The organism is Bradyrhizobium sp. INPA03-11B, assembly GCF_040446015.1.
In the GTDB taxonomy this organism is placed as follows: domain Bacteria; phylum Pseudomonadota; class Alphaproteobacteria; order Rhizobiales; family Xanthobacteraceae; genus Bradyrhizobium; species Bradyrhizobium macuxiense_A.
The window spans coordinates 1-22,823 of sequence record NZ_JASGSR010000125.1 but is presented as its reverse complement, the minus strand read 5'-3'; the positions used below and the strand labels follow the sequence as shown (position 1 = coordinate 22,823).

General features: G+C 65.6%; 20 protein-coding genes and 1 pseudogene. 13 read left to right on the top strand and 8 right to left on the bottom strand.

The genetic code is table 11. From position 1 onward, the window contains the following. Window positions 1–104: 104 nt before the first annotated feature. The 3 genes and pseudogenes from QMZ05_RS33885 to QMZ05_RS33875 all read left to right on the top strand — a co-directional run. Entirely contained in the window at window positions 105–1,001 is an 897-nt protein-coding gene (locus QMZ05_RS33885; protein WP_353704698.1) for an alpha/beta fold hydrolase, read from the top strand. Window positions 1,002–1,008: 7 nt separating this feature from the next. Then, a complete protein-coding gene (locus tag QMZ05_RS33880) occupies window positions 1,009–1,953 on the top strand; it encodes an efflux RND transporter periplasmic adaptor subunit (RefSeq protein WP_353704697.1) in 945 nt (314 codons plus the stop codon). 328 nt (window positions 1,954–2,281) lie between these two features. Further along, a pseudogene (locus tag QMZ05_RS33875) lies at window positions 2,282–2,443 on the top strand (efflux transporter periplasmic adaptor subunit); the annotation flags it as partial. 297 nt (window positions 2,444–2,740) lie between these two features. On the opposite strand, the gene QMZ05_RS33870 reads toward QMZ05_RS33875, so the two are convergent. Further along, window positions 2,741–3,595, bottom strand: a complete 855-nt coding sequence (locus QMZ05_RS33870; RefSeq protein ID WP_353704696.1) for a caspase family protein — start codon at window positions 3,593–3,595, stop codon at window positions 2,741–2,743. Window positions 3,596–3,963: 368 nt separating this feature from the next. On the opposite strand from QMZ05_RS33870, the gene QMZ05_RS33865 reads away from it, so the two are divergent. The 9 genes from QMZ05_RS33865 (at window position 3,964) to QMZ05_RS33825 (ending at window position 16,271) form a co-directional block, all read left to right on the top strand. After that, window positions 3,964–5,691 (top strand): hypothetical protein, encoded by a 1,728-nt coding sequence (locus QMZ05_RS33865; protein ID WP_353704701.1) that lies wholly within the window; start codon window positions 3,964–3,966, stop codon window positions 5,689–5,691. A 334-nt stretch (window positions 5,692–6,025) separates the two neighbouring features. After that, window positions 6,026–6,751, top strand: a complete 726-nt coding sequence (locus QMZ05_RS33860) for a thermonuclease family protein (protein WP_074128436.1) — start codon at window positions 6,026–6,028, stop codon at window positions 6,749–6,751. 249 nt (window positions 6,752–7,000) lie between these two features. Further along, window positions 7,001–7,771, top strand: a complete 771-nt coding sequence (locus tag QMZ05_RS33855) for an LssY C-terminal domain-containing protein (RefSeq protein ID WP_353704700.1) — start codon at window positions 7,001–7,003, stop codon at window positions 7,769–7,771. Window positions 7,772–7,902: 131 nt separating this feature from the next. Continuing rightward, window positions 7,903–9,087 (top strand): aminotransferase class V-fold PLP-dependent enzyme, encoded by a 1,185-nt coding sequence (locus QMZ05_RS33850; RefSeq protein ID WP_353704695.1) that lies wholly within the window; start codon window positions 7,903–7,905, stop codon window positions 9,085–9,087. Between the two features lie 271 nt (window positions 9,088–9,358). Then, window positions 9,359–9,667 carry a GIY-YIG nuclease family protein gene (locus tag QMZ05_RS33845; RefSeq protein ID WP_353704694.1) on the top strand — a complete coding sequence of 103 codons (309 nt, stop codon included), beginning with the start codon at window positions 9,359–9,361 and terminating at the stop codon, window positions 9,665–9,667. Between the two features lie 261 nt (window positions 9,668–9,928). Further along, window positions 9,929–10,981 (top strand): ABC transporter ATP-binding protein, encoded by a 1,053-nt coding sequence (locus tag QMZ05_RS33840; RefSeq protein WP_353704699.1) that lies wholly within the window; start codon window positions 9,929–9,931, stop codon window positions 10,979–10,981. 22 nt (window positions 10,982–11,003) lie between these two features. Further along, a complete protein-coding gene (locus tag QMZ05_RS33835) occupies window positions 11,004–12,068 on the top strand; it encodes a substrate-binding domain-containing protein (RefSeq protein ID WP_353704693.1) in 1,065 nt (354 codons plus the stop codon). Between the two features lie 187 nt (window positions 12,069–12,255). Further along, on the top strand, window positions 12,256–13,974 hold the full coding sequence (locus QMZ05_RS33830) for an iron ABC transporter permease (RefSeq protein WP_353704692.1): 1,719 nt from the start codon (window positions 12,256–12,258) through the stop codon (window positions 13,972–13,974). Window positions 13,975–14,165: 191 nt separating this feature from the next. Then, window positions 14,166–16,271 carry a S9 family peptidase gene (locus QMZ05_RS33825; protein ID WP_353704691.1) on the top strand — a complete coding sequence of 702 codons (2,106 nt, stop codon included), beginning with the start codon at window positions 14,166–14,168 and terminating at the stop codon, window positions 16,269–16,271. Window positions 16,272–16,494: 223 nt separating this feature from the next. Here QMZ05_RS33825 and QMZ05_RS33820 read toward each other — a convergent pair whose 3' ends face one another. The 3 genes from QMZ05_RS33820 to QMZ05_RS33810 form a co-directional block, all read right to left on the bottom strand. Further along, entirely contained in the window at window positions 16,495–17,214 is a 720-nt protein-coding gene (locus QMZ05_RS33820) for a ribonuclease activity regulator RraA (protein ID WP_050426205.1), read from the bottom strand. A gap of 106 nt (window positions 17,215–17,320) precedes the next feature. Next, window positions 17,321–19,060, bottom strand: a complete 1,740-nt coding sequence (gene araD / locus QMZ05_RS33815; protein ID WP_353704690.1) for an L-arabinonate dehydratase — start codon at window positions 19,058–19,060, stop codon at window positions 17,321–17,323. 247 nt (window positions 19,061–19,307) lie between these two features. Continuing rightward, on the bottom strand, window positions 19,308–19,940 hold the full coding sequence (locus tag QMZ05_RS33810; RefSeq protein WP_050426207.1) for a response regulator: 633 nt from the start codon (window positions 19,938–19,940) through the stop codon (window positions 19,308–19,310). Window positions 19,941–20,093: 153 nt separating this feature from the next. Between QMZ05_RS33810 and QMZ05_RS33805 the strand changes: the two genes are divergently transcribed. Next, window positions 20,094–20,399, top strand: a complete 306-nt coding sequence (locus tag QMZ05_RS33805) for a hypothetical protein (RefSeq protein ID WP_353704689.1) — start codon at window positions 20,094–20,096, stop codon at window positions 20,397–20,399. Window positions 20,400–20,564: 165 nt separating this feature from the next. Here the strand turns inward: QMZ05_RS33805 and QMZ05_RS33800 are convergent, their stop codons facing one another. The 4 genes from QMZ05_RS33800 to QMZ05_RS33785 are packed head-to-tail and all read right to left on the bottom strand — an operon-like array spanning window position 20,565 to window position 22,686. Further along, on the bottom strand, window positions 20,565–20,882 hold the full coding sequence (locus tag QMZ05_RS33800; protein ID WP_050426202.1) for a hypothetical protein: 318 nt from the start codon (window positions 20,880–20,882) through the stop codon (window positions 20,565–20,567). 3 nt (window positions 20,883–20,885) lie between these two features. Continuing rightward, window positions 20,886–21,743 (bottom strand): protein-glutamate O-methyltransferase CheR, encoded by an 858-nt coding sequence (locus tag QMZ05_RS33795; protein WP_353704688.1) that lies wholly within the window; start codon window positions 21,741–21,743, stop codon window positions 20,886–20,888. Window positions 21,744–21,779: 36 nt separating this feature from the next. After that, entirely contained in the window at window positions 21,780–22,169 is a 390-nt protein-coding gene (locus tag QMZ05_RS33790; protein ID WP_279711376.1) for a response regulator, read from the bottom strand. Between the two features lie 43 nt (window positions 22,170–22,212). After that, window positions 22,213–22,686: a chemotaxis protein CheW gene (locus QMZ05_RS33785; protein ID WP_353704687.1), complete on the bottom strand. Its 474-nt coding sequence runs from the start codon at window positions 22,684–22,686 to the stop codon at window positions 22,213–22,215. Window positions 22,687–22,823: the final 137 nt, after the last annotated feature.

Genomic DNA, 22,823 nt, shown 5'->3' with positions numbered 1-22,823 from the left:
TGTGTATAAGAGACAGGAATAACCCATCCCCCTCCTCGCTCGCGTCATGACGGGCGCGTGCGAACGCGCGCCTGCACGACAACAAGAACAAGCAGGATGGTTTGATGACGGGTTTGGACGGGGCGCCGGATGCGGCGTCGGTGGTGGCGCTGCACTGCTCGCTGGGGTCGGGACGGCAATGGACCAAGCTTGCGGCCGCGCTCGGCGGCGACAGGTTCATGGCGCCGGATATTTCCGGCTATGGCGTCGCCGCCTGTGGGCGCGACTGGCCGCGAACGCTGGATGGCGAGATCGCGCGGCTCGAGCCCTGGCTCGCCAAGGCCTGTGGGCCGATCCATCTGATCGGGCATTCCTATGGCGGCGCGATCGCGTTTCGGCTGGCGACGGCGTCGCCTTATGCGTCGCGTATTCGCAGCCTGACGCTGATCGAGCCGGTGCTCCCGACGTTGCTGCGTGACACGCCCGCGGACGCGCGGCTGTACGAGCGCTTCGCAGGGATCGCGCGGGTGGTGTCGCAGGATGTCTTCGACGGCGCGGTGCTGGAGGCGGTCGAGGCGTTCACCGCGTTCTGGGCCGGCTCCGGCCCGCGCGAGCAGTTCTCGCCGAGCGGGCGGCTGCGGATGATCGAGCAGGCCGACAAGCTGCCTTACGATTTCAATGCCGCGCTCGATCTCGACGCCGTCGCGGCGGCCGCCGGCGCGCTGAAGGTGCCGACGCTATTGATGTCGGGCGGGCTGTCGCCCTATGTGACGCAGCGCATAGTTGCAAAACTCGCCGCGCTGATCGATGGCGCCGCGACCCGGCATCTGCCGGGCGCCGGCCACATGCTGCCGGTGACGCATGCCGAGCGGGTCAACCCGGAGATCCTGCGCCACATCTGGCGCGCCGACGAGTTGGCCACGCTCGAGCTGGCGGCGGATGCCGGCGCGGCTGAGGCGGCGCAGCCGGCTGGTTCGGCGAGGGCGCATCTGGTAATGAGGAGGCCCTCATTTTGGGAATAATTTGCAGATGAGTTTGCGGCTCACGCGATTGATGGGTTTCGTGGAGTTTATCATCGGGCCGCGCGTTGCGCGGACCCGTTGGCTCTACCCATCCTACGCAGCTGTCTTCGCTGCCTCGGCGTTTCTCTTCGCGGCCACTCCCGCGTCCGCCGCGGGTGACGCCGACGCCGTGCCGAAGGGCGCGGCGGTGACGGTGCTGAAGGCCTCGAAATACTGCTTCGGCAATATCGTCGAGGTATCGGGCATCGTGATGCCGCGCGACGAGCAGCAGGTGCGGCCGGATCGCTTCGGCCTGAAGGTCGCGGAAGTGAAGGCCGATCCCGGCGACACCGTCACCGCGGGACAAGTGCTGGCGCGGCTGACCGACGGCGCCAATTCGATCAACCTCACCGCACCGGTGGCGGGCACCATCTCGGCGTCATCGGCGATCGTAGGCGCGCCGGCCTCGGGCAAGGACGCGCTGTTCTCGATCATCGCCAAAAGCGAATACGACCTGGTCGGCATGGTGCCGACCCGCGACATCGCCAAGCTGAAGACCGAGCAGACCGCGCGGCTGAAGATATCAGGCGCCGGCGAGATGGACGGCAAGGTGCGGATGATCGCGCCCACCATCGAGCCGAACAGCCAGCTCGGCCAGGTGTTCGTGGCTATCAGCTCGAACCAGCGGCTGCTGGTGAATTCGTCCGGCCGCGCGCAGATCAAGACCGGGCAGAGCTGCGGCGTCGCGGTGCCGCTGACCGCGATCCTCTATTCCACCGCCGGCACCGTGGTGCAGGTGGTGCGCGGCGGCCGCGTCGAGACGCGGCGGGTGGAGACCGGATTGATGTCGGCGGGACAGGTCGAGATCCGCGACGGCATCCAGGAAGGCGACATCGTCGTCGCCCGCGCCGGCGCGCTGCTGCGCGAAGGCGATCCGGTGCGGCCGGTGGGGGCGAGCGCGGATGCGAAGTAGGTAAACGCAATCATGCTCGCATGGCTGACGCAGCGACAGCCACGCGATGTGTCCTGCGACGGAGCAAGCGGTACCCCTCTCCCCAGCCCTCCCCCACAAGGGGGGAGGGAGCCCTACCGCCAGTGACTCCCTTACGTAAGCTGCGATGTAAGCAATACGCCATCATCCGACGTGAGGTGAGCACGCGTGTCAGGCTCCCTCTCCCCTTGTGGGAGAGGGTTGGGGGTGAGGGGTATCCCTCCATGCGGCGTACTACGTGGATGGACCGCGACCCCTCACCCGGATCGCATTGCCATGCGATCCGGCCTCTCCCACAAGGGGAGAGGCGAAGCGGAGCAAGCGGCGGGTGGAGACTGGGTTGATGTCTGCCGGCCAGGTCGAGATCCGCGACGGCATCCAGGAAGGCGACATCGTCGTCGCTCGCGCCGGCGCGCTGCTGCGCGAAGCCGATCCGGTGCGGCCGGCCGGTGCGAGTGCGGATGCGAAGTAGGCCGTGCGGTTTTAAACAGCGATAGTTTCAGGTGTCGCTACGCGATGCGTCTCTCAGCGGAGCAAGCGGCACCCCTCTCCCTAACCCTCCCCCGCAAGGGGGGAGGGAACCCATCCGCCGGTGCGTCCCTCACATAAGGTACGATGTAAACAATACGCCGCGCGAAGTCAGGTGAGCACGCTGTCAGGCTCCCTCCCCCCTTGCGGGGGAGGGTTGGGGGAGAGGGGTTCTCTCCGCAGAGCACGCTTGTGATTTTGAGATGAATGCGCGGCCCGATCCCGCGCACACCACTCGGCGTCAGCCGCCGAGCTTGATGTCTTCCAGCAGCGACGACGACACGCTCGGCACCTGCTCGCCTTCGCTCGCGCGCGAGATCGCGACGCGGGTCTTGTTGAAGGCGCTTTCGGCGCCGGCCTGGGCGTTGAGGTTGTTGATCAGCTCCGAGACCAAGACGCTGTTGGTGCCCTTGGAGTCGTCGGCGACCTTGCCCGGCGTCGCCGAGCTCAGCACGATGGTGTTTTCGGGCGGGCTGATCGGCGCGAGGCCGTGCGAGAAGGCGCGGAAGCGGCGTTCATAGGGATTGCGCCTGGAGGCATCGAGCACAACGAGCTTGGCCTTGGCGCCGCGCTCCTTCATCGCATCGAGCACGGACTCGACGCTGACGCCGGTGCGCTTGACGTCGGCTTCCTTCCAGATCGTGGCATCGACCGGGATCATGTAACTCTCGCGGCCGACCTGGACGCCGTAGCCGCCGAAGAACAGCATCACGACGGTGTCGGGCCGGATCTTGGCCTTCATGCGCTCGACCGCGCGGAACATGTCGTCCTTGGTGGCGTCCTCGACCACGTCGACGTCGAAGCCCTCGTGGCGCAGCGCTGATGAGAGCGTGCGGGCATCGTTGATCGGCTGGGCCAGCGGGGCCGCCGCGTCCGGGTAATGGCCATTGCCGATGATCAGCGCGAGGCGGGAGGTGCCGGTCGGGATGCTGCCGATCTGCCCTGACGTGACGGAGCCTGCGACGGTCCCCTTGGTGACGTCGGGCGTCCGCTTGTTGAGTGCGGCATGGGCGCCAATCGCCAGCGACACCGTGCCGGCCACCGCCACACAAACGGCGATGGTGCGACGGGAAATCTGAAGCTGCCTAAGGTTCATGGCGTTCCTAATCCCAATCCTCTTCCCGATAACGCTCGAACGAAATCGCGCCGGGTAAACGCGTTAGTGGCCGTCAGGTTTAATGGGGTTGAGCTGTGTGTGCCGTCGATTGATCTCAATTTGCGGCGCCGCAACAAACACTCCCTTAACCCGGACGGACGGCCGGGGCAACCCGGTTTGCCGCATGCTGCCGCCCGGCACAGGCCATTGACGCCGTTAAAATCCCGTTACGTGACATTCGTCACATTTGTGTTTTGTACCGATTCATGTAGCTTTCCAAAGGCTTGCGCGTTTGGGGGAGGACCGGGGGAAACACCGCCGGGCGGCGGCGTTAACCGGTTCCTTGAGAAAGGGATGCTTTGAGCTTCTTGGGCCTTCACGAGATCGCCGGGGGGGTGTGCCGGGCGCTGACCGTCAAAAAGGACGGCCCATCGCTTTACGACGTTTGCGACCCCGTATTGCTGGCCTATCGCGGCGGCGATCCCCATCTCGGAAAATTCTACCGGACCGCGCTCGGCAATCCGCCGCTGCGCGCGCTGCTCCGCCGCACCGGCCTGCCCGCCCTGAACGACCCCGACCGGCTCGCCGGTCTGCGCGCGGCGTTGACCGAGGCGCGCGACGCCGAGACGCCGGACTGGGCCGCGATCGGCGCCCCGGTCGCCGAGCTGATGGACGGCATCGGCGTGCGCCACCCCGCCCCGCCGGCCGCAGCCGCGCCGGCGCGCCCGCCCGGAATCGCCGAGATCGACCGCGTGATCCGCAAGACCGGCGCACATCTGCTCGGATCGTTCGGCAAGAACGGCTTCATCCCGACCTATGCCGCCTTCAACCTGATCGGCGACGCCGACATCGGCGGGCGCGAGATGCTGATGGCGCTGACCGGGCTGAATGCGCGCGGCTACAAGAACTCGACCTTGCTGTTCAGCCTGGCGCGGATCTTCATCGCCCATTCGCCGGCGCGCGCGCTGATCAACCCGCCATGGCGCGGCATCGCCGAGCCGATGTGGGAGCCGGTGCAGATCCGCCATCGCTCGGCCTATTACGACGCGTTCTTCACCGAGGCGCTGCTCGGCTTTGTCGAGACCGGGCTGGCGTCAGCGGATGAGGCGGGCGCGGCGCGGCGCGCGATCGCGGACATGGTGGACTTTTGTCTCAAGACCAGCGCCGAGGAGGTGCCGTCGCATGACGGCTCCAACGTGCGGGTGATCACCGCGCTGGCGCCGGGGCGGCATCCGCGCTTCTCGCGCTTCTTCGCCCAGATCAAGCAGGACCTCGGCTTCGGCATCTATGTGCCCGACTGCGACACCACCGCGTGTTCGTTCTCGGCCGCGACGCAAGCCGGCTCCGATGATCCGATCCTGCGCCAGCCGCTGCTCGACTTCTATCGCGGTTACCAGGTGCGCGCGGGCGCCAACGAGCCTGTCGTCACCGTGCCGCTCAACGACCACATCGACTATGAGGGCGGCGTCGTCACCTGGATCGACAATCTCGCCGGCGAGCGGCCGTACGGCAACGACCTCGACCCGACGCTGAACCTCGACATCCTCGAAGTCTCGTTTCGCAACCTCGCCCGCTGGCAGATCATCGAGACGCCGCAGCGGCTGGAGACGGTGCATCGCATCATCGCCTTCCAGAAGAATCTGGTCGAAAGCGGCGCGTTCAAAAATCCGCGCTCGCACATCTATTATCTGCCCGAGCTCTACTCGGCCTATTTCGGCCGCTGCTACGCCGCCTTCATCGCGCTGCCGCTGGCGGCGCAGCGCGTGATCGACCCCGGCAACGTGTTCGCGCTGATCCGCGCCCGCGTGCTCGGCTATGTCCAGGGCGAGCTGATCACCCATGAGATGAACCCGTTCGACGCCGCGCTGGCGCTGATGGCGCTGGCGCATCTCGGCGCCGAGGCCTCGAGCTTCACGCCGGCGCTGCACTGCATCGTGCAGGGCCTCGGCGAAGGCGGCCGCAAGGGCCCCTACAAGGCCTATGAGTGGAACAAGATGAAGACGCCGACGCGGATCCTGGTCGGCGGACCCGAGGTGACATCGGCGTTCGTGCTGATGGCGCTGGCGCTGGCGAGGAAGCGAATGGTGGTCGCGTAGGCGCGTCGGACTTCACCCTCCCCTGGAGGGGGAGGGTCGCATCGCATCGTGCGAAGCAAGATGCGATACGGGGTGGGGTGATCTCTCAACACGGGCACTGTTTGAATGGATAGACCTTCACCCCACCTCGGTTCGTATTGCGCTACGCTTCATCCGAACCGATCCCAGAGCGAGCTTCGCTCGTCTCGACCCCTCCAGGGGAGGATGGCGCACATCGCCGGATGACGCGAAGTTGAAACTGGCGGAAACACGACACCACTGGCACGGTTGCCCAATTGCCCGCACAATCCTTGGGCACTGACCAATAAACGCTAAACCTTGGCCGGGAATGCCGATGTTCAAGACGCTGCTCACTGCTGGCCTGCTGCTGTCGCTGCCGACGCTGGCTGTCGCCGCCGACATCACGGGCGTGCCGAAGATCCGCGACGGCGACCAGCTGATGATCGGCAGCGTCAAGATCCGGCTCGGCGGCATCGACGCACCGTCGACCGACCAGCTCTGCCTCAACACCAAGGGTGAGCGCTGGACCTGCGGCGTCGCCGCGCGCGACGAGCTGATCAAGCATGCCGGCCACAAGAGCTGGACCTGCCACGCCCGCTCGGTCGATCGCCGCGGCCGCACCATTGCGCGCTGCGAGGTCGATGGTGAGGACATCCAGAAGTGGATGGTCGAGAACGGCTGGGCGCTGGCCTTCACCCGCATCTCGCACGACTACGAGCCGGACGAGAAAGCGGCGCGCGAGGCCAAGGCCGGGATGTGGCAGGGCGCGTTCATCGCGCCGTGGGACTGGCGCGTGCGCAACAAGAAGACCACCGTGCTCGGCGCGGTGAAGCCGCCGGAAGGCGCCAACGCGATCCTGCTCGCCTCGGCGTCCGGCCCGGTGGCACCCTCGCCCGACTGCACCATCAAGGGCAATGTCAACCGCTCCGGCGAATGCATCTTCCACCAGCGCTCCAGCCGCTGGTACGCCAAGATCGAGATGAAGATCAGCAAGGGCACGCGCTGGTTCTGCTCGGTCGAGGAAGCCGAGGCCGCCGGCTGCCGCGAGACGCGGCGCTAACGCTTGATCGAATGAGATTGACGTGCAGCCGCATCGGCGATGCGCCCCCTCTCCCGCTTGCGGGCGAGGGCTGGGGTGGGGGTATCACCGCTCGCGACACTCGTTATGAGGAGAGAGCCCCCACCCGGATTGCAGCTTCGATGCAATCCGACCTCCCCCGCAAGCGGGAGAGGTAAGGAGAGCTTCGTGACCGATGTCGAGATCAACCCGCCCGCGGGGCGCCGGCGCAGCCGCCTCCGGCAAGCGCAGATGCTGCTGCTGTTCGTGCTGGTCATCTACCTGATCGCGGCCTATCTGGTGCTGCCGGCGCTGTGGACGCATTACGAACACCAGAAGGGCCTCGCCAGTTTGCCGATGGTGACCCGCACCGCGCAGGGCATTCCCGGCGACCCGATGAATGTCGGGCTGATCGGCGACACCAAGGACGTGGTCTGCGCGATGCACGAGGCCGGCTGGTTTCCGGCCGATCCGGTCACGCTGAAATCCTCGATCGAGATCGTCGGCTCCGTACTGCTCGATCGTCCCTACAAGGATGCGCCGGTGAGCAATTTGTTCTATCTCGGCCGCCGCGAAGACCTCGCCTTCGAGCGGCCGGTTGGGACGAGCGCGGACCGCCGCAACCATGTCCGGTTCTGGAAAGTGCTCGACCAGGGTCAGGAGAAGCGCCCGGTGTGGCTTGGCGCCGCGACGCTCGACCGCAGTGTCGGCGTCAGCCACTACACCGGAGCGGTGACCCATCACATCGCACCCGACCTCGACGCCGAACGCGCGCTGCTTGCCACCGACCTCGAGTCCGCCGGCATGGTCACGGCGAAGTACCAGGTGACGGGCATCGGCCCGACCTTTGACGGGCGCAATGGCGGCGGCGATCTCTATTACACCGACGGCGAAATCTGGGTGCTGCGGCTGGTCGAAGCCTGCAGCAAGAACCATGGCGCCGTCGCACAGATCCCGAGCCCCGCCGCGACCGAGTTCAAGGACCAGATCTGGCGCGCGGTGGTCGAATCGATTGGCAAATAGGGGAGTGCCCCGCGCTTTTGGAAACGCTGGATTGCTTCGACCTGCTCGCAATCCGCGCTGCGATGGAATATTCTCTCCCCTTGACCCCTCACACGCATGATTTGCGCGCTTTACCCAAAAGGAACAGGACGATGACCGTTCGCGCGGGCCGGGAATTTCTGGCCATCCCCGGGCCCACCACGATGCCTGATCAGGTGCTGCAGGCGATGCACCGCCCGGCGCTCGACATCTACTCCAGCGAGATGGTCGAACTGACCGAAAGCCTGCTGCGCGATCTCTCGAAGCTGTTCGCCACCCAGGGCAAGTCCTACATCTACATTTCCAACGGCCATGGCGCCTGGGAAGCCACGCTCTCCAACGTGCTGTCGCGCGGCGACAAGGTGCTGGTGCTGGAGAGCGGGCGCTTCGCGATCGGCTGGGGCACTGCCGCCGCGGCAATGGGTGTCGAGGTCGAGGTGCTGAAGGGCGACTGGCGCCGCGCCGTGCGACCGGCCGAAGTCGAGGAACGGCTGCGGCGCGACAAGGAGCACAAGATCAAGGCGATCCTCGTGGTGCAGGTCGACACCGCCTCCGGCGCGGTGAACGACATCGAGGCGATCGGCAGGGCGATCAAGGCGGCCGGCCACCCCGCGCTGTTCATGGTCGACACCGTCGCCTCGCTCGGCTGCATGCCGTTCGAGATGGACAAATGGTATGTCGACGTCGCAATGAGCGGCTCGCAGAAGGGCCTGATGACGCCGCCCGGCCTCGGCTTCGTCGCCGCCAGTGATCGCGCCTGGGACGCCCACAAGAAAGCCGATCTGCGCACGCCCTATTGGGACTGGACCGAGCGCGAAGGCAGCGAGCACTACCGCAAATATGCCGGCACCGCGCCGGTGCACCTGCTGTTCGCGCTGCGCGAGGCGATCAACATGCTGCACGCCGAAGGCCTGGAGAATGCGCATCTGCGGCACCGGCTGCTCGGCGAGGCCGTGCGCCGCGCGGTTGCGGTCTGGGGCGAGGGACAGGTGCTCGGCTTCAACATCGCCGAGCCCAATGAGCGCTCCAACACGGTGACGACCGTGACCGTGAAGGGCGCCGATCCCGCCGCGATCCAGCGCTATGCCAAGGAGAAATGCGGCGTCGTGCTCGGCACCGGCATCGGCGATCTGCAGGGCCAGGCCTTCCGCGTCGCGCATATGGGCCACGTCAACGCGCCGATGATCCTCGGCACGCTCGGCGTCATCGAGGTCGCGCTGACAGCACTGAATATCCCCCACGGCAAGGCCGGCGCCGACGCCGCCATCCAGTGGCTCGGCGAAAACGTGAAGGCGTAGCGGGCGAGCAGCAGATCGAGCCGCCGCCAAATCCGTCACCCTGAGGAGCCGCGCTTCGCGCGGCGTCTCGAAGGGTCGACGGCCAAGCTGCCGCCGCAAGGCTGACACAGGCGCGCTGAGATAGATGGGCCGTCGATCCTTCGAGGCTCGCTCCGCTCGCACCTCAGGATGACGGACAGCGTTCGCAGGACAAACCTCCGCAAATATTTGCCCATTGACCCTCGCTATGCTTGCGCCATGATCCTCGCGCGGTACACACCGGATCATCGCGATGGGCATTTACATCTACATGCTTCGCTGCGCCGACAACTCGTTCTACGTCGGCAGCGCAACGGGCGATGACCTTGCACCGCGCATCGAGCAGCACAACGCGGGCACCTTCCCCGGCTACACCTACAATCGGCGACCAGTCGTCCTCGTCTGGTCGGAGTACTTCGAGCGCATCACCGACGGCATCGCGGCCGAACGGCAGATCAAAGGCTGGAGCCGGGCGAAGAAGGAAGCACTGATCAAATCGGATTGGATCACGATCAGCCAACTGGCTCATCGACGCAGAGCAACTGCTTCCCCGTCATCCTGAGGAGGCCGTGGAGCGGCCGTCTCGAAGGATCGACGGCCACGCTCCGGCCGCGAGGCAATACGGGCGTGCGGAGATATCCGGGCCGTCGACCCTTCGAGACGCGCGCCAGAGCGCGCTCCTCAGGACGACGGAACGAACAGCTGCCACGACTTATTGAGAAGGCACCTCCACTTTTCGCCGTCATCATTTTCCGCTTTACTGCCGGCAACAGCCGGGCCCTGATCCCTGCGAACAACAAAATGGAGGGATCGCTTGGCATCGGTGGAATTGCGCGGCCTGGTCAAGCGGTTCGGATCGTTTGTCGCGGTTGATGACGTCTCATTGACGATCGATCACGGCCAGCTGGTGTGCCTGCTCGGGCCGTCCGGCTGCGGCAAGACCACGACGCTGCGGCTGATCGCCGGGTTCCTCGAGCCATCCGACGGCGAGATCCGCGTCGGCGACCGCGTGGTGTCGTCGAAGGCGCGCACGCTGCCGCCCGAGCAGCGCAACATGTCGATGATCTTCCAGAGCTACGCGCTGTGGCCGCACATGACGGTGGCCGAGAACATCGTCTACGGGCTGCGCCTGCGCAAAATGGACCGCGACACGATCGCGAAAAAGCTCGCCGCGATCCTGGCGACCACCAAGCTCGAACCGCTGGCGCAGCGCTACCCCGGCGAGCTGTCCGGCGGCCAGCAGCAGCGCGTCGCGCTGGCGCGGGCGCTGATCGTCGGCCCCGAGACACTATTGCTCGACGAGCCGCTGTCCAATCTCGATGCCAATCTGCGCGAGGAGATGCGGTTCGAGATCCGCCGCCTGCACGACGAATATCGCTACACCACCGTTTACGTCACCCACGATCAGTCCGAGGCGATGACGACGGCCGACCTGATCGCAGTGATGAATGCCGGCAAGATCGACCAGCTCGGCGCGCCTGAGGACATCTATGCGCGGCCGGAATCCGAATTCGTCGCGCGTTTCATCGGCGCGGCCAACGTCATCAAAGGCACCGCACGCGACGCGACCCATGTCGAGTTCGCCGGCGCGACGCTGGAGGTAGTTGGCGCCAGGCTCACCGCCGGCCAGAGCGCGCCGGTCGCGATCCGCCAGCATGAGATCCAGCTCTCGACGCAACTGCCCGCAGCCGCGCCGAACACGCTCAAAGCCATCGTGACGCGGCAGGTCTATCTCGGCATGAATCGCGACTACATGGTGGAAACCGCTGACGGCACCTCGCTGCGGGTGACCACGCCGACAGAGACCGCGGTCGAGAAGGGCAGCGAGGTCTGGCTGACACTGCCGCCCGAGCGCTGCCGGGCGCTCAGCCGATAATAACAAGAAACGGAGGGACGCGATGCGGAAACCAATCTCCAGGCGCGATGTCCTGAAGGGCTCCGGGGCGCTTGCAGCTGGTGCGGTGTTCGCGTCGCCCGCGCGCGCCGCAGCGCCCGAGCCGGTCGCGATCACGCCGGACCTCGTCGCGGCCGCGACCAAGGAAGGCAAGCTCGTGTCCTATTCGTCGATGGACCTGCCGGTCGGCGAAAAGCTCGGCAAGGCGTTCGAGGCCGCCTATCCAGGGATCACGGTGCAGATCGAGCGCTCCGGTTCGGAGCGGCTGTTCCAGCGCGTGGCGCAGGAGTTCGATTCCAACATCCACGCCGCTGATATCGTCAACAGCGCCGATGCCTCGCACTTCATTCCCTGGAAGAAGAGCGGCTGGCTGATGCCGTTCGTGCCGGAGGACGTCGCGAAGCATTTTCCAGATAATTATCGCGACCCCGATGGCATGGCCGTCACCACGCGGCTGTGGCTTTCGTCGATCGCCTACAACACCAATCTGGTGAAAGCGGAGGACGCGCCGAAGAGCTTTGCCGACCTGCTCGATCCGAAGTGGATCGGCAAGATGGTGAAGGGCCATCCGGCCTATAGCGGCACCGTCATGACGACGACGTTCCAGATCGTGCGCGAGCTCGGCTGGCCATATCTGGAGAAACTCTCCAAGCAGCGCGTGATGCAGGTGCAGTCCTCGACCGATCCGCCGAAGAAGCTCTCGCTCGGCGAGCGCGCCGTGATGGCCGACGGCAATGAATACGGCATCGTGCTGCTCAAGGAGGCCGGACAACCGGTCGAGCCCGTCTACCCGACCGAGGGCACGCCGACGATCTCAGGGCCGACCGGCATCTTCGCCACAGCGCCGCATCCGAACGCCGCAAAGCTGTTCCAGGCCTGGCTGCACACCCGCGAGACCCAGCAATTTTTCGTCGACTTCACCGGGCAACATTCGCTGCACGCGCAGGTGCAGCCCAAGGCCGGCCGCCGCAAGCTCGCCGACATCAAGCTGATGAAGGAGGATCCGGCCGGGGTGGAGGCGATGACCGAAGAGATCAAGACGCGCTATGCGCGGCTGTTTCGGGTGTGAGGATGGAGCGCGCGATGCACGCTTCCTTGCCTCGCCCCGCTTGCGGGGAGAGGCCGACGCGCATCGCAAGATGCGCGGCGGGTGAGGGGGACTCTCCACGCGTCGCGCTCGCGGAAACTGCCCCTCCCCCCTCCCTCTCCCCGCGAAGGGCGGGGAGAGGGGGCTGAAGCAGCTCACCCGGATCAACATGACCACAACCACCACCTCCCCCACCCCTCGCCCTCGCATCGACTGGACACGCCCGGTGCTGTGGCTGTTCACGGCCGTGCTCGTCCTGCTGATCCTGCTGCCGCTGTCGTGGCTCGCGGTATTCGCCTTCACCGACAAGAACCGCCATCCGACGCTTGCCAACTTCGTCACCCTGTTCAGCAATCCCGACTTCCTCGATCCGCTGCTGACGACTGCGATCATCGCGACCACGTCGGCCTTGATCTGCTGCATCGTCGCGGCGCCGATCAGCTGGCTGGTGTCGCGCACCGACATGCCGGGACGGCAGACCATCCGCGCGCTGGTGACGGCCTCGTTCGTGACGCCGCCATTCCTCGGCGCGGTCGCCTGGGAATTGCTGGCGGCACCGAATTCGGGGCTGCTGAACCAGCTCTACCGGCTGTTCGCGGGCGAGGATGCCGACGCGCTGTTCAACATCTATTCGATGACCGGAATCATCTTCGTGATCTCCTGCTACACGTTTCCATTCGTGTTCGTGCTGGTGGCCAATGCGCTCGACACCATGCCGGGCGAGCTGGAAGACGCCTCCGCGATCCTCGGCGGCAATGCCTGGACCACGGCGCGGCGGGTGACGATCCCGCTTGCGCTTCCCGCGCTGGTCGCAGGCGCCCTGATCGCCTTCCTGCAGGCCATGACGCTGTTCGGCTCTCCGGCGATCCTGGCGCTGCCGGCCGGCTTCCACACCATGACGACCAAGATCTGGAGCCTGTTCCAGTATCCGCCGAAGCTCGAGCTCGCGGCTGCCGCAGCGGTGCCGCTGCTGGTGCTGACCATCCTGCTGCTGCAAGGCCAGAAGGCGCTGCTCGGCCGCCGCGGCTATTCGGTGATCGGCGGCAAGTACGGCGCGCCGCGCCGGGTCGAGCTGCGCGGCTGGCGCTGGGCCGCGCTCGGCTTCTGCCTCCTGGTCTTGCTCAATCCGGTGTTCCTGCCTTATCTGGCGCTGCTCAACGCTGCGTTCTCGCCGAACGCCACCACGCTGGTGACGCCGTCGACGGCGACGCTCCACAACATCGTCTTCGTGTTCACCGAGTTGTCGTCGACGCAACTTGCGTTGAAGAACACCGTGATCCTGGGTACCGCAACCGCGACGATCGGCACCATCCTTGCGCTCGTCATCGCCTATGTCACGACGCGCAAGGTGATCGCCGGCCATCGCGTGCTCGGCTTCCTTGCCACGGCGCCGGTCGCCGTTCCCGGCATCGTGCTCGGCGTCGGCCTGTTCCTGAGCTACACCCGGCCGCCCTTCGTGCTCTACGGCACGTTGTGGATCCTGCTGCTGGCGTTCCTCACCATCAATTTGCCGTCGGCCTATCAGCAATTGCAGGCAGCGTTCGCAACCATTCATCCCGAGCTCGAGGAGGCGAGCCGTATCCTCGGCGCGACGCGGCTGCAGGCGCTGCGCCAGATCACGGCGCCGCTGCTGCGCACCGGCGTGATCGCGACCTGGTGCTTCATCTTCATCGGCGTGATGCGGGAACTGTCGGCCGCGATCGTGCTGTTCACCTCGCAGACCAAGGTGCTGTCGGTCCTGATCTACGATCTCAACGAAGGCGGCGACCTCGCCGCGATCGCGGTGCTCGGCATCGCGATGCTGGTGATCACCTTCGCCGTGGTGCTGGCGGTGAACCAGATCCCGATGTCCGGCGGCAATGCGGGCGCACGGCTGCGGAACGGCTGACGACGCTCACCCCCCGTCATTGCGAGGAGCGAAGCGATGAAAGCAATCCACGCCTCAGCAAGCGGGTAGATGGATTGCTTCGCTCCGCTCGCAATGACGGGGATAGTGAGGGGCGTCCAATCGGCTCCACCCATCTGGCAATCGCCACATTCATCCCGATATAAGGCGGACCCCCGCACCATGAGGATCGTGTGACCCAATCCACCAAGACATCGCCCCCCGTCGCGCCGCGCCGGCCGCATTCCTTCACCACCCACGGCATCACGGTGACCGACGACTATGCCTGGATCAAGGATCCCAGGTGGCAGGAGGTGCTGCGCGATCCCTCGATCCTCGATCCTGATATCCGGAGCTATCTCGAGGCCGAAAACGATTACACCGAGAGCCTGCTCGGCCATACCGACGGCTTGCAGAAGCGGCTGGTCAAGGAGATGCGCGGGCGGATCAAGGAGGATGATTCCAGCGTGCCGTCGCCAGACGGCCCGTTCGCCTATTTCAGGAAGTTCCGCGAGGGCGGCCAGCACGAGCTGTTCGCCCGCACGCCGCGTGACGGCGGCGACGCGCATGTCGTGCTCGACGGCGACGCGCTGGCGAAGGACCACAAATACTTCAAGTTCGGCGGCAGCCGGCATTCCAACGATCACAAGCTTCATGCCTGGAGCGCCGACACCAGGGGCTCGGAGTATTTCTCGATCCGGGTGCGCGACTGGGCGACCGGCGGCGATCTCGACGACCTCGTCGAGGAAACCGACGGCGGCGTGGTCTGGGCCGCGGATTCCAAGAGCTTCTTCTATGTCAAGCTCGACGACAACCACCGCCCGATGCAGGTGTGGCGACACAAGCTCGGCACCAGGCAGGCCGACGACATCCTGATCTACGAGGAGCAGGATTCCGGCTGGTTCACCCATCTGCACGAGAGCGCGAGCGGCCGGTTCTGCGTGATCGCCGGCGGCGACCACGAGACCTCGGAGGAGCGGCTGATCGATCTTGCCAATCCCGACGCCCCGCCTCGGTTGGTCGCAGCGCGCGAGGAAGGCGTGCAATACTCGATCGCCGACCGCGACGACGAGCTGTTCATCCTGACCAATGCCGACGACGCCATCGACTTCAAGGTCGTCACCGCGCCGCTCGCCTCGCCCGAGCGCGCCAACTGGCGCGACCTGATCCCGTATCGCGAGGGCGTTTATGTGCTCGACGTCGAGCTCTATGCCGGCCACATGGTGCGGCTGGAGCGCGCCAACGCGCTGCCGGCGATCATCATCCGCGACCTCAGTAACGGCGAAGAGCATGCCATCGCCTTCGACGAGGCGGCCTATTCGCTCGACACCATGGGCGGCTACGAGTTCGACACTACCAACCTGCGCTTCGCCTATTCGTCGATGACGACACCGTCGGAAGTCTATGACTACGATATGGCGACGCGGGCACGCTTGCTCCGCAAGCGCCAGGAGATTCCATCCGGCCACAACCCGGCCGACTACGTCACCACACGCATCATGGCGACCTCGCATGACGGCGCGCTTGTGCCGGTCTCGATCCTGCATCGCAAGGATTTCGTCCGCGACGGCAACGCGCCGCTGCTGCTCTACGGCTACGGCTCCTACGGCATGGCGATGCCGGCATCGTTTGCCGCCAACCGGCTGTCGCTGGTCGATCGCGGCTTCGTCTATGCAATCGCACATATCCGCGGCGGCGCCGACAAGGGCTGGGGCTGGTATCTCGACGGCAAGCGCGAGAAGAAGACCAACACGTTCGACGATTTCGCCGCGGCCGGCCGCGCATTGATCGAGGCGAAATACACCGCTGAGAAGCGCATCGTCGGCCATGGCGGCTCGGCGGGCGGCATGCTGATGGGCGCGGTCGCCAACCGCGCCGGCGAGCTGTTCGCCGGCATCGTCGCCGAGGTGCCGTTCGTCGACGTGCTCAACACCATGCTCGACGACACGCTGCCGCTGACGCCGCCGGAATGGCCGGAATGGGGCAATCCGATCGAGAGCGAGAAGGATTTCCGCACCATCCTGTCCTATTCGCCCTACGACAATGTCGCGGCGAAGGACTATCCGGCGATTCTCGCGATGGGCGGGCTCACCGACCCGCGCGTCACCTATTGGGAGCCGGCGAAATGGATCGCACGGCTGCGCGCCACGATGCGCGGCGGCGGCCCGGTGCTGCTGCGCACCAACATGGGCGCCGGCCACGGCGGCGCCTCCGGCCGCTTTAACCGGCTGGACGAAGTCGCGATCGTCTACGCGTTTGCACTGTGGGCGGTGGGGATGGCTGAGAAGGCGGAGGTGTAGCCTCGTAGCGCGGTTGGCGAGCGCAACTCCCTCCACATCGTCGTCCTGGCGAAACCGGGACCCATACCGCGTGATCCATCGAGCAAGGAAGTCGCAGTACCAAGGTACTACTAGTCTTCGCCAAACTCCTCCCTGTGGTTATGGGTCCCGGCCTTCGCCGGGACGACGGCGGAGTATGTAGCGCGCGCTCGTCAAGGGACGACGGCGGAGGGTGAGGCAGCAGCTACCGCCCCTTCGCCTTCCGCCACGCTGCGAAATCCTTCAACGTCTGCTCATCCGTCGCGGGGTAAAGACCAAAAATGCCGCGGCCGTTCTGGACCTGCTCGGTGACGAAATCCTCGAACGCCGTCATCTCGAAGGTCTCGTTGGCGATCTCGTCGGCGAGATGGGCGGGGATCACGATGACGCCGTCGCTGTCGCCGAGGATCACGTCGCCGGGAAACACCGGCGCATCGCCGCAGCCGATCGGAACGTTGATCTCGATCGCCTGATGCAGCGTCAGATTGGTCGGCGCGCTCGGGCGGTGATGAAACGCCGGGAAGCCGAGTCGTGCGATCTCGGCCGAATCGCGGAAGCCGCCGTCGGTGACGACGCCGGCGCAGCCGCGCTTCATCAGCCGCGTCACCAGGATCGCGCCGGCCGACGCCGCGCGTGCATCCTTGCGGCTGTCCATCACCAGCACCGCACCCGGCGGGCAATCCTCGATCGCCTTGCGCTGCGGATGCGCGCGATCGCGGAACACCTCGATCGTGTTGAGGTCCTCGCGCGCCGGCATGTAGCGCAGCGTGAAGGCTTCGCCGACCATGGTCGGCTGATCCGGACCGAGCGGATGCACGTCCTGGATCATCTGGATGCGCAAGCCGCGCTTGAACAGCGCGGTAGCGACGGTGGCGGTGGAGACGGATTTCAGCTTGTTGCGGGTGCTGTCGCTGAGTTTTGACATATGATTCATCCAGGTTGTCATTCCGGGATGGTCCGAAGGACCAGACCCGGAATCTCGAGGTTCCGGGTTCGATGCTGCGCATCGCCCCGGAACGACGGTGCAGTGATCAGTAAATCGACGGCTCGCCCACCGGCTTGCCGAAACCGGTCTCGAGGAAATCGAAGTCGCAGCCTTCATTGGCCTGCTTGATGTGCTTGGAGAACATCCAGCCATAGCCGCGCTCGAAGCGTTTTTCGGGTTGCTTCCACGCTGCACGGCGCGCGGCGAGCTCCGCCTCCGGCACATCGAGATTGATGGTGCGCGCGGCCACGTCGAGCGTGATGCGGTCGCCGTTCCTGACCAGCGCCAGCGGGCCGCCGATATAGGATTCCGGCGAGACGTGCAGGATGCAGGCACCGTAGCTGGTGCCGCTCATCCGCGCGTCCGACAGCCGCACCATGTCGCGCACGCCCTGCTTCACGAGCTTGGTCGGGATCGGCAGCATGCCCCATTCCGGCATGCCCGGGCCGCCTTGAGGCCCCGCATTGCGCAGGATCAGCACGTGATCGGCCGTGACATCGAGATCGGGGTCGTCGACCGCCTTCTTCATCGACGGGTAGTCGTCGAACACCAGCGCCGGCCCGGTGTGCTTCAGGAAGCGCGGATCGCATGCACTGGGCTTGATCACGCAGCCGTCCGGCGCGAGGTTGCCCTTCAGCACCGCGAGCGCACCCTCCTTGTAGATCGGGTTTTCGACGCTGCGGATGACGTCGTCATTGTGGACCTCGGCGCCCTCGATGTTCTCGCCGAGCGTCTTGCCCGACACGGTCATGCAGTCGAGATGCAGATGCTGCTTGATGCGGTTCATCAGGCCGGGCAGCCCGCCGGCGTAGAAGAAATCCTCCATCAGATAGAGGTCGCCGCTCGGCCGCACGTTGGCGATCACAGGCACCTTGCGGCTCGCTTTCTCGAAATCGTCGAGCGAAATGTCCTGGCCGGCGCGGCGCGCCTGCGCGATGAGGTGAATGATGGCGTTGGTCGAGCAGCCCATCGCCATCGCGACCGTGATCGCGTTCTCGAAGGCTCTTCGCGTCTGGATCTTCTGCGGTGTGAGATCCTCCCACACCATCTCGACGATGCGGCGGCCGGCCTCCGAGCTCATGCGAATGTGGTTGGCGTCGGCCGCCGGGATCGACGAGGCGCCCGGCAGCGTCATGCCGATGGCTTCGGCGATCGCGGTCATGGTCGAGGCCGTGCCCATGGTCATGCAGGTGCCGTAGCTGCGGGCGATGCCCGCTTCCATGTCGACCCAGTCCTTGTCGGAGATCCTGCCGGCGCGGCGCTCGTCCCAGTATTTCCAGGCATCCGAGCCGGAGCCCAGCGTCCTGCCCTTCCAGTTGCCGCGCAGCATCGGCCCGGCCGGCAGATAGATCGCCGGCAGGTTCATGCTGGTGGCGCCTAACAGCAGGGCGGGCGTGGTCTTGTCGCAGCCGCCCATCAGCACCACGCCATCGACCGGATGGCCGCGCAGCAGCTCCTCGGCATCCATCGCCAGCATGTTGCGGTAGAGCATCGTGGTCGGCTTCAACAGCGATTCCGACAGCGACAATGCCGGCAGCTCCAGCGGAAACCCGCCGGCCATCAGCACGCCGCGCTTGACGTCATCGACCCGGCTCTTGAAGTGCATGTGGCAGGGCTGCGCATCCGACCAGGTGTTGATGATCGCGATCACCGGCCGGTCGCGCCATTCCTCCGGCGCGTACCCCATCTGCATCGCGCGCGATCTGTGGCCGAAGGCGCGCAAATCGTCAGGCGCAAACCAGCGCGCGCTGCGCAATTGATCCGGGGTCTTGTTCTTCTTGGTCATCTTGGATGCGCCATATGTCTCGAGATTGCTCGCACGCACGCGCTCCCGCCGCGCATGCCCTGCGGCACGCATATACAGGAATTCCGCACGTGTCGTCCCGCGCGCGGCGCAGACGTGCCGTTCGCCGCTCGCACCTGTTTTGCAAATAGGTCTGGCCCGCACCACCCGCTGAGCGTGCGGCGCACAAACTCCGCCATGTGGAAGCCGGAGCGTGAACCAGCCTTGACCGACCTTGGCCGGCCTCGGCTTACTTTTGCTGCGCCGTCATCACGATGCGGACCAGATCAGCGGCATTGCGCGCGCCGAGCTTCTTCATGATGTTGGCGCGGTGGTCCTCGATCGTACGCGGGCTGATCCCGAGGTGACGCCCGGCCTCCTTGTTGGAAGCACCCGCCGTGAATTGCTCGAGCACCTCGCGCTCGCGGCGGGTCAGCGGCTCGCGGCCCGGGAAGTGCAGCGACGCGATGCGCGACGCCGAGGTCTCGGCCTGGCGTCTGGTATAGGCGTCGATCGCCTCATTCAGGCGGCTGACGATCTCGTTGCCGCGGAACGGCTTCTCGATGAAGTCGAGCGCCCCGTTCTTGATGGCGCTAACCGCCATCTGAATGTCGCCCTGGCCGGAAATCATGAAGATCGGCGCCGGGTAGTCCTCGCCGTGGAGCTCCCGCAGGATATCGAGGCCGGATTTGCCGGGAATGTGCACGTCGAGCAGGATGCAAGCCGGCGTCCTGCTGCGCGCCACCGCGAGCAGCGCGGCGCCGTCCGCAAAGCAGATCACCTTGTAACCGGCGGTCGAAAGGACCACGGAAAGCGTCTCGCGAACGGCGGGTTCGTCGTCGACTACGAAGATTTCCCCGCGAGGAGCGCCATTCTCAACCATATGCATCGTCCATCAGTGGTGAAGCGTGCTACCGAGACCGCACAAGAACCAGTTCGACCATCTCTATCAATGGACCCGTATTTGTACGGGACGTCCGCTTAACGCACAAGTAGCACCGCGCTCCCTAAAAGTGGGGGCAGTGGAGAAACATGCATGGAAAATGCAGCGGCGGACGGCGTTGCAGTGTGCTTGGACGAGGGCAACGATCCCTACAGCCTGATCGTGACGGACCTGGTGGCGCTGATCGGCCATGTCCAGGCGAGCCTGCGGCTGATCGAGGCGGCGATCGCGCGCGAGGCATTGCTGGCCGAGCAGGACGCCGCCGCCGACATCTTCTTCGTGCTCGACGACGTCACCCCACGCTACACCGTCACGTCGACGACCCTGAAGGCCCGCGACGCCGGCCTCGGCATGGGCTCGATCGGCTGCGCGATTCAGAGGCACCGGCGCGCTTGCTGAACTGACCGGTCGGACCCGCTGCCGGGTTCGACGCGTCAGCGCGGATTGTCCTGACGACGCCCAACCGTCGAGGCGACGATCCGTTCCAATTCCAGATTTCCAGCAAGTACGGCCCGCCCAGCTGGATCAGGCTTTGGCATCAGGCCTTGCTCGCAGCCCTTGGCGTCAGGCCCTGGCCCGCTCTTCGTCGGCGGCCGAGCGCCGCTTGCTCGGCTTGCCCTTCAGGAAGCTGATGTCCATCTCGGTGCCGTTGACGCGGACCAGTTCGCAGCGGCGGTAGGCGAGCCCGGTCGAGGACAGCAGCAGGAAGAACTCCTTCAGATTGAGCCCCTGAATGGAACCCTCAACGGTCAGCGACGCGTCATTGTCGGAGATGGCATTGAGCTGGCAGTCGCGCCGCCAGGTGCCGTCGATGGCCATGATGCAGACATCGACGCCCCGGCTGAACGTAACTCGCTCGATGGATTTGCCGTCCTCCGTCATCGCTCAGTATCCGACCGCCATGGCGGGCCGCGGCATCGCCAACGCTGCCCGCACCCCGCTCGGCCGGTACAGGCCACGCCGCTCGGGAAGCGGCTTGAAGGTGTCGGTCAGGCCGACCACCGTCTCGGCGGCGCCGAGCACCAGGAAGCCGTCGGCCTCCATCAACCGCGCGAGACGGTTGAAGATGTTGATCTTGGTGTCCTGATCGAAATAGATCAGCACGTTGCGGCAGAAGATCACATCGAAAGTGCCGAGCTGTGAGAAGTCGTGCAGCAGATTGAGCTGACGGTGCTGCACCATCGCGCGCAACTCGGGATTGATCTGCCAGAATTCACCCGTCTGCTTGAAATACTTCACCAGCATCTGGATCGGCAGCCCGCGCTGCACCTCGAACTGGCTGTAGATGCCGGCCTTCGACTTCTCCAGCACCTCCTGCGACAGATCGGTTGCGACGATCTCGACCCGCCAGCCCGCAAGCGCCGCGCCCATCTCCTTCAGGCACATCGCCAGCGAATAAGGCTCCTGGCCGGTCGAGCCGGCGGCGCACCAGATCCGGACGCTGCGGCGCGCGGCCCGCGCCTTCAGGACCTCGGGCATGATGGTGTCGCGGAAATGATCGAACGGCACCTTGTCGCGGAAGAAGAACGTTTCGTTGGTGGTCATGGCCTCGACCACCTGGACGGTGTGCGTCGACGAGCCGGCCTTGATCTTGGCGATCAGGTCGGGGATGCCGGACAGGCCGCATTTGCGCGCCAGCGGCAGCAGCCGGCTCTCGATCAGATATTGCTTGTCCGCGGACAGATCGAGACCGGAATGGTCTTTCAGGAGCTTACGCAGATACTCGTAGTCGGGGGGCGTCACGGGAGCCTCACAAGGACGAAAGGGTGAAACTGGGTGTCAGGCTTCGGCCGGCGTATCGAGCGCCAGCAGGCCGACTTCCTGGAATTTCGCGATCACGATGTCCTTGTCGAACGGCTTCATGATGTATTCGTTGGCGCCGGCGTGCAGCGCCCGCGAGATGTGGTCGATGCCGTTCTCGGTGGTGCAGAACACCACTTTCGGCACGTCGCCGCCCGGCATGCGGCGGAGTTGCACGAGGAATTCGAAGCCGTCCATCACGGGCATGTTCCAGTCGAGCAGCACCGCGTCCGGCAGCGCCTGCTTGCAAGCCTCGAGCGCGACCGCGCCGTCCTCGGCTTCGATGACGGTGAATTCCATTCCTTCAAGGATACGGCGCGCGATCTTTCGCACCACTCCGGAATCGTCGACGACAAGACATGTCTTCATGTGTTGGCCTCCTTGTAGAATCCGCCGTCTCCGCGGCGGAGCGTTACGCTGCAGCAGCTGTTCTGGGCACCAGTTCGAGCACGCGATCGACATCGAGGACGACCATGAGCTGGCCGTCGAGGCGGTGGACGCCGCCGGCGAGCTTGGCCATGCGGGGATCGAGGTTGACCGGATTGTCCTCGCGGCCGTCGTCGGGCAGCCGCAGCACCTCGCCGATCTGGTCGATCAACAGGCCATAGGATTCGCCGCGCTGGTCGACGCCGACCGCCATCGGCAGCTTGCCGTCGTCGGCCTTCGGCAGCCCGAGCCGGGCGCGCATGTCGACCACGGTGACGATGCGGCCGCGCAGATTGAGCACGCCGGCGATCTCGCTGGAGGCCAGCGGCACCCGCGTCAGCCGCTCCGGCATGAACACGTCCTGCACCCGCGAGATCGGCAGCCCGAACAACTGGCCGCCGATCACCGCGGTGACGTATTCGGCCATCGCGCCCTCACTGCTCTCGGTCTTGCTGGTCATCGATGCTGTTTCCCTGGATCCCGTCATGCCGCCTTCCGGATCTCGGCGGTCTGCTCCTTGAGCGCCGCGATCAGCCCGGGACGATCGAACTTGGCGACATAGTCGTGGAAGCCGGCCTGCCGGCCGCGCTCGATCGC

Coding starts and splice junctions, on each gene's coding strand:
- QMZ05_RS33885 (WP_353704698.1), top strand. CDS start 105: ATGACGGGTTTGGACGGGGCGCCGGATGCGGCGTCGGTGGTGGCGCTG.
- QMZ05_RS33880 (WP_353704697.1), top strand. CDS start 1,009: ATGAGTTTGCGGCTCACGCGATTGATGGGTTTCGTGGAGTTTATCATC.
- QMZ05_RS33870 (WP_353704696.1), bottom strand. CDS start 3,595: ATGAACCTTAGGCAGCTTCAGATTTCCCGTCGCACCATCGCCGTTTGT.
- QMZ05_RS33860 (WP_074128436.1), top strand. CDS start 6,026: ATGTTCAAGACGCTGCTCACTGCTGGCCTGCTGCTGTCGCTGCCGACG.
- QMZ05_RS33855 (WP_353704700.1), top strand. CDS start 7,001: ATGCTGCTGCTGTTCGTGCTGGTCATCTACCTGATCGCGGCCTATCTG.
- QMZ05_RS33850 (WP_353704695.1), top strand. CDS start 7,903: ATGACCGTTCGCGCGGGCCGGGAATTTCTGGCCATCCCCGGGCCCACC.
- QMZ05_RS33845 (WP_353704694.1), top strand. CDS start 9,359: ATGGGCATTTACATCTACATGCTTCGCTGCGCCGACAACTCGTTCTAC.
- QMZ05_RS33835 (WP_353704693.1), top strand. CDS start 11,004: ATGCGGAAACCAATCTCCAGGCGCGATGTCCTGAAGGGCTCCGGGGCG.
- QMZ05_RS33830 (WP_353704692.1), top strand. CDS start 12,256: ATGACCACAACCACCACCTCCCCCACCCCTCGCCCTCGCATCGACTGG.
- QMZ05_RS33820 (WP_050426205.1), bottom strand. CDS start 17,214: ATGTCAAAACTCAGCGACAGCACCCGCAACAAGCTGAAATCCGTCTCC.
- araD (WP_353704690.1), bottom strand. CDS start 19,060: ATGACCAAGAAGAACAAGACCCCGGATCAATTGCGCAGCGCGCGCTGG.
- QMZ05_RS33810 (WP_050426207.1), bottom strand. CDS start 19,940: ATGGTTGAGAATGGCGCTCCTCGCGGGGAAATCTTCGTAGTCGACGAC.
- QMZ05_RS33805 (WP_353704689.1), top strand. CDS start 20,094: ATGGAAAATGCAGCGGCGGACGGCGTTGCAGTGTGCTTGGACGAGGGC.
- QMZ05_RS33800 (WP_050426202.1), bottom strand. CDS start 20,882: ATGACGGAGGACGGCAAATCCATCGAGCGAGTTACGTTCAGCCGGGGC.
- QMZ05_RS33790 (WP_279711376.1), bottom strand. CDS start 22,169: ATGAAGACATGTCTTGTCGTCGACGATTCCGGAGTGGTGCGAAAGATC.
- QMZ05_RS33785 (WP_353704687.1), bottom strand. CDS start 22,686: ATGACCAGCAAGACCGAGAGCAGTGAGGGCGCGATGGCCGAATACGTC.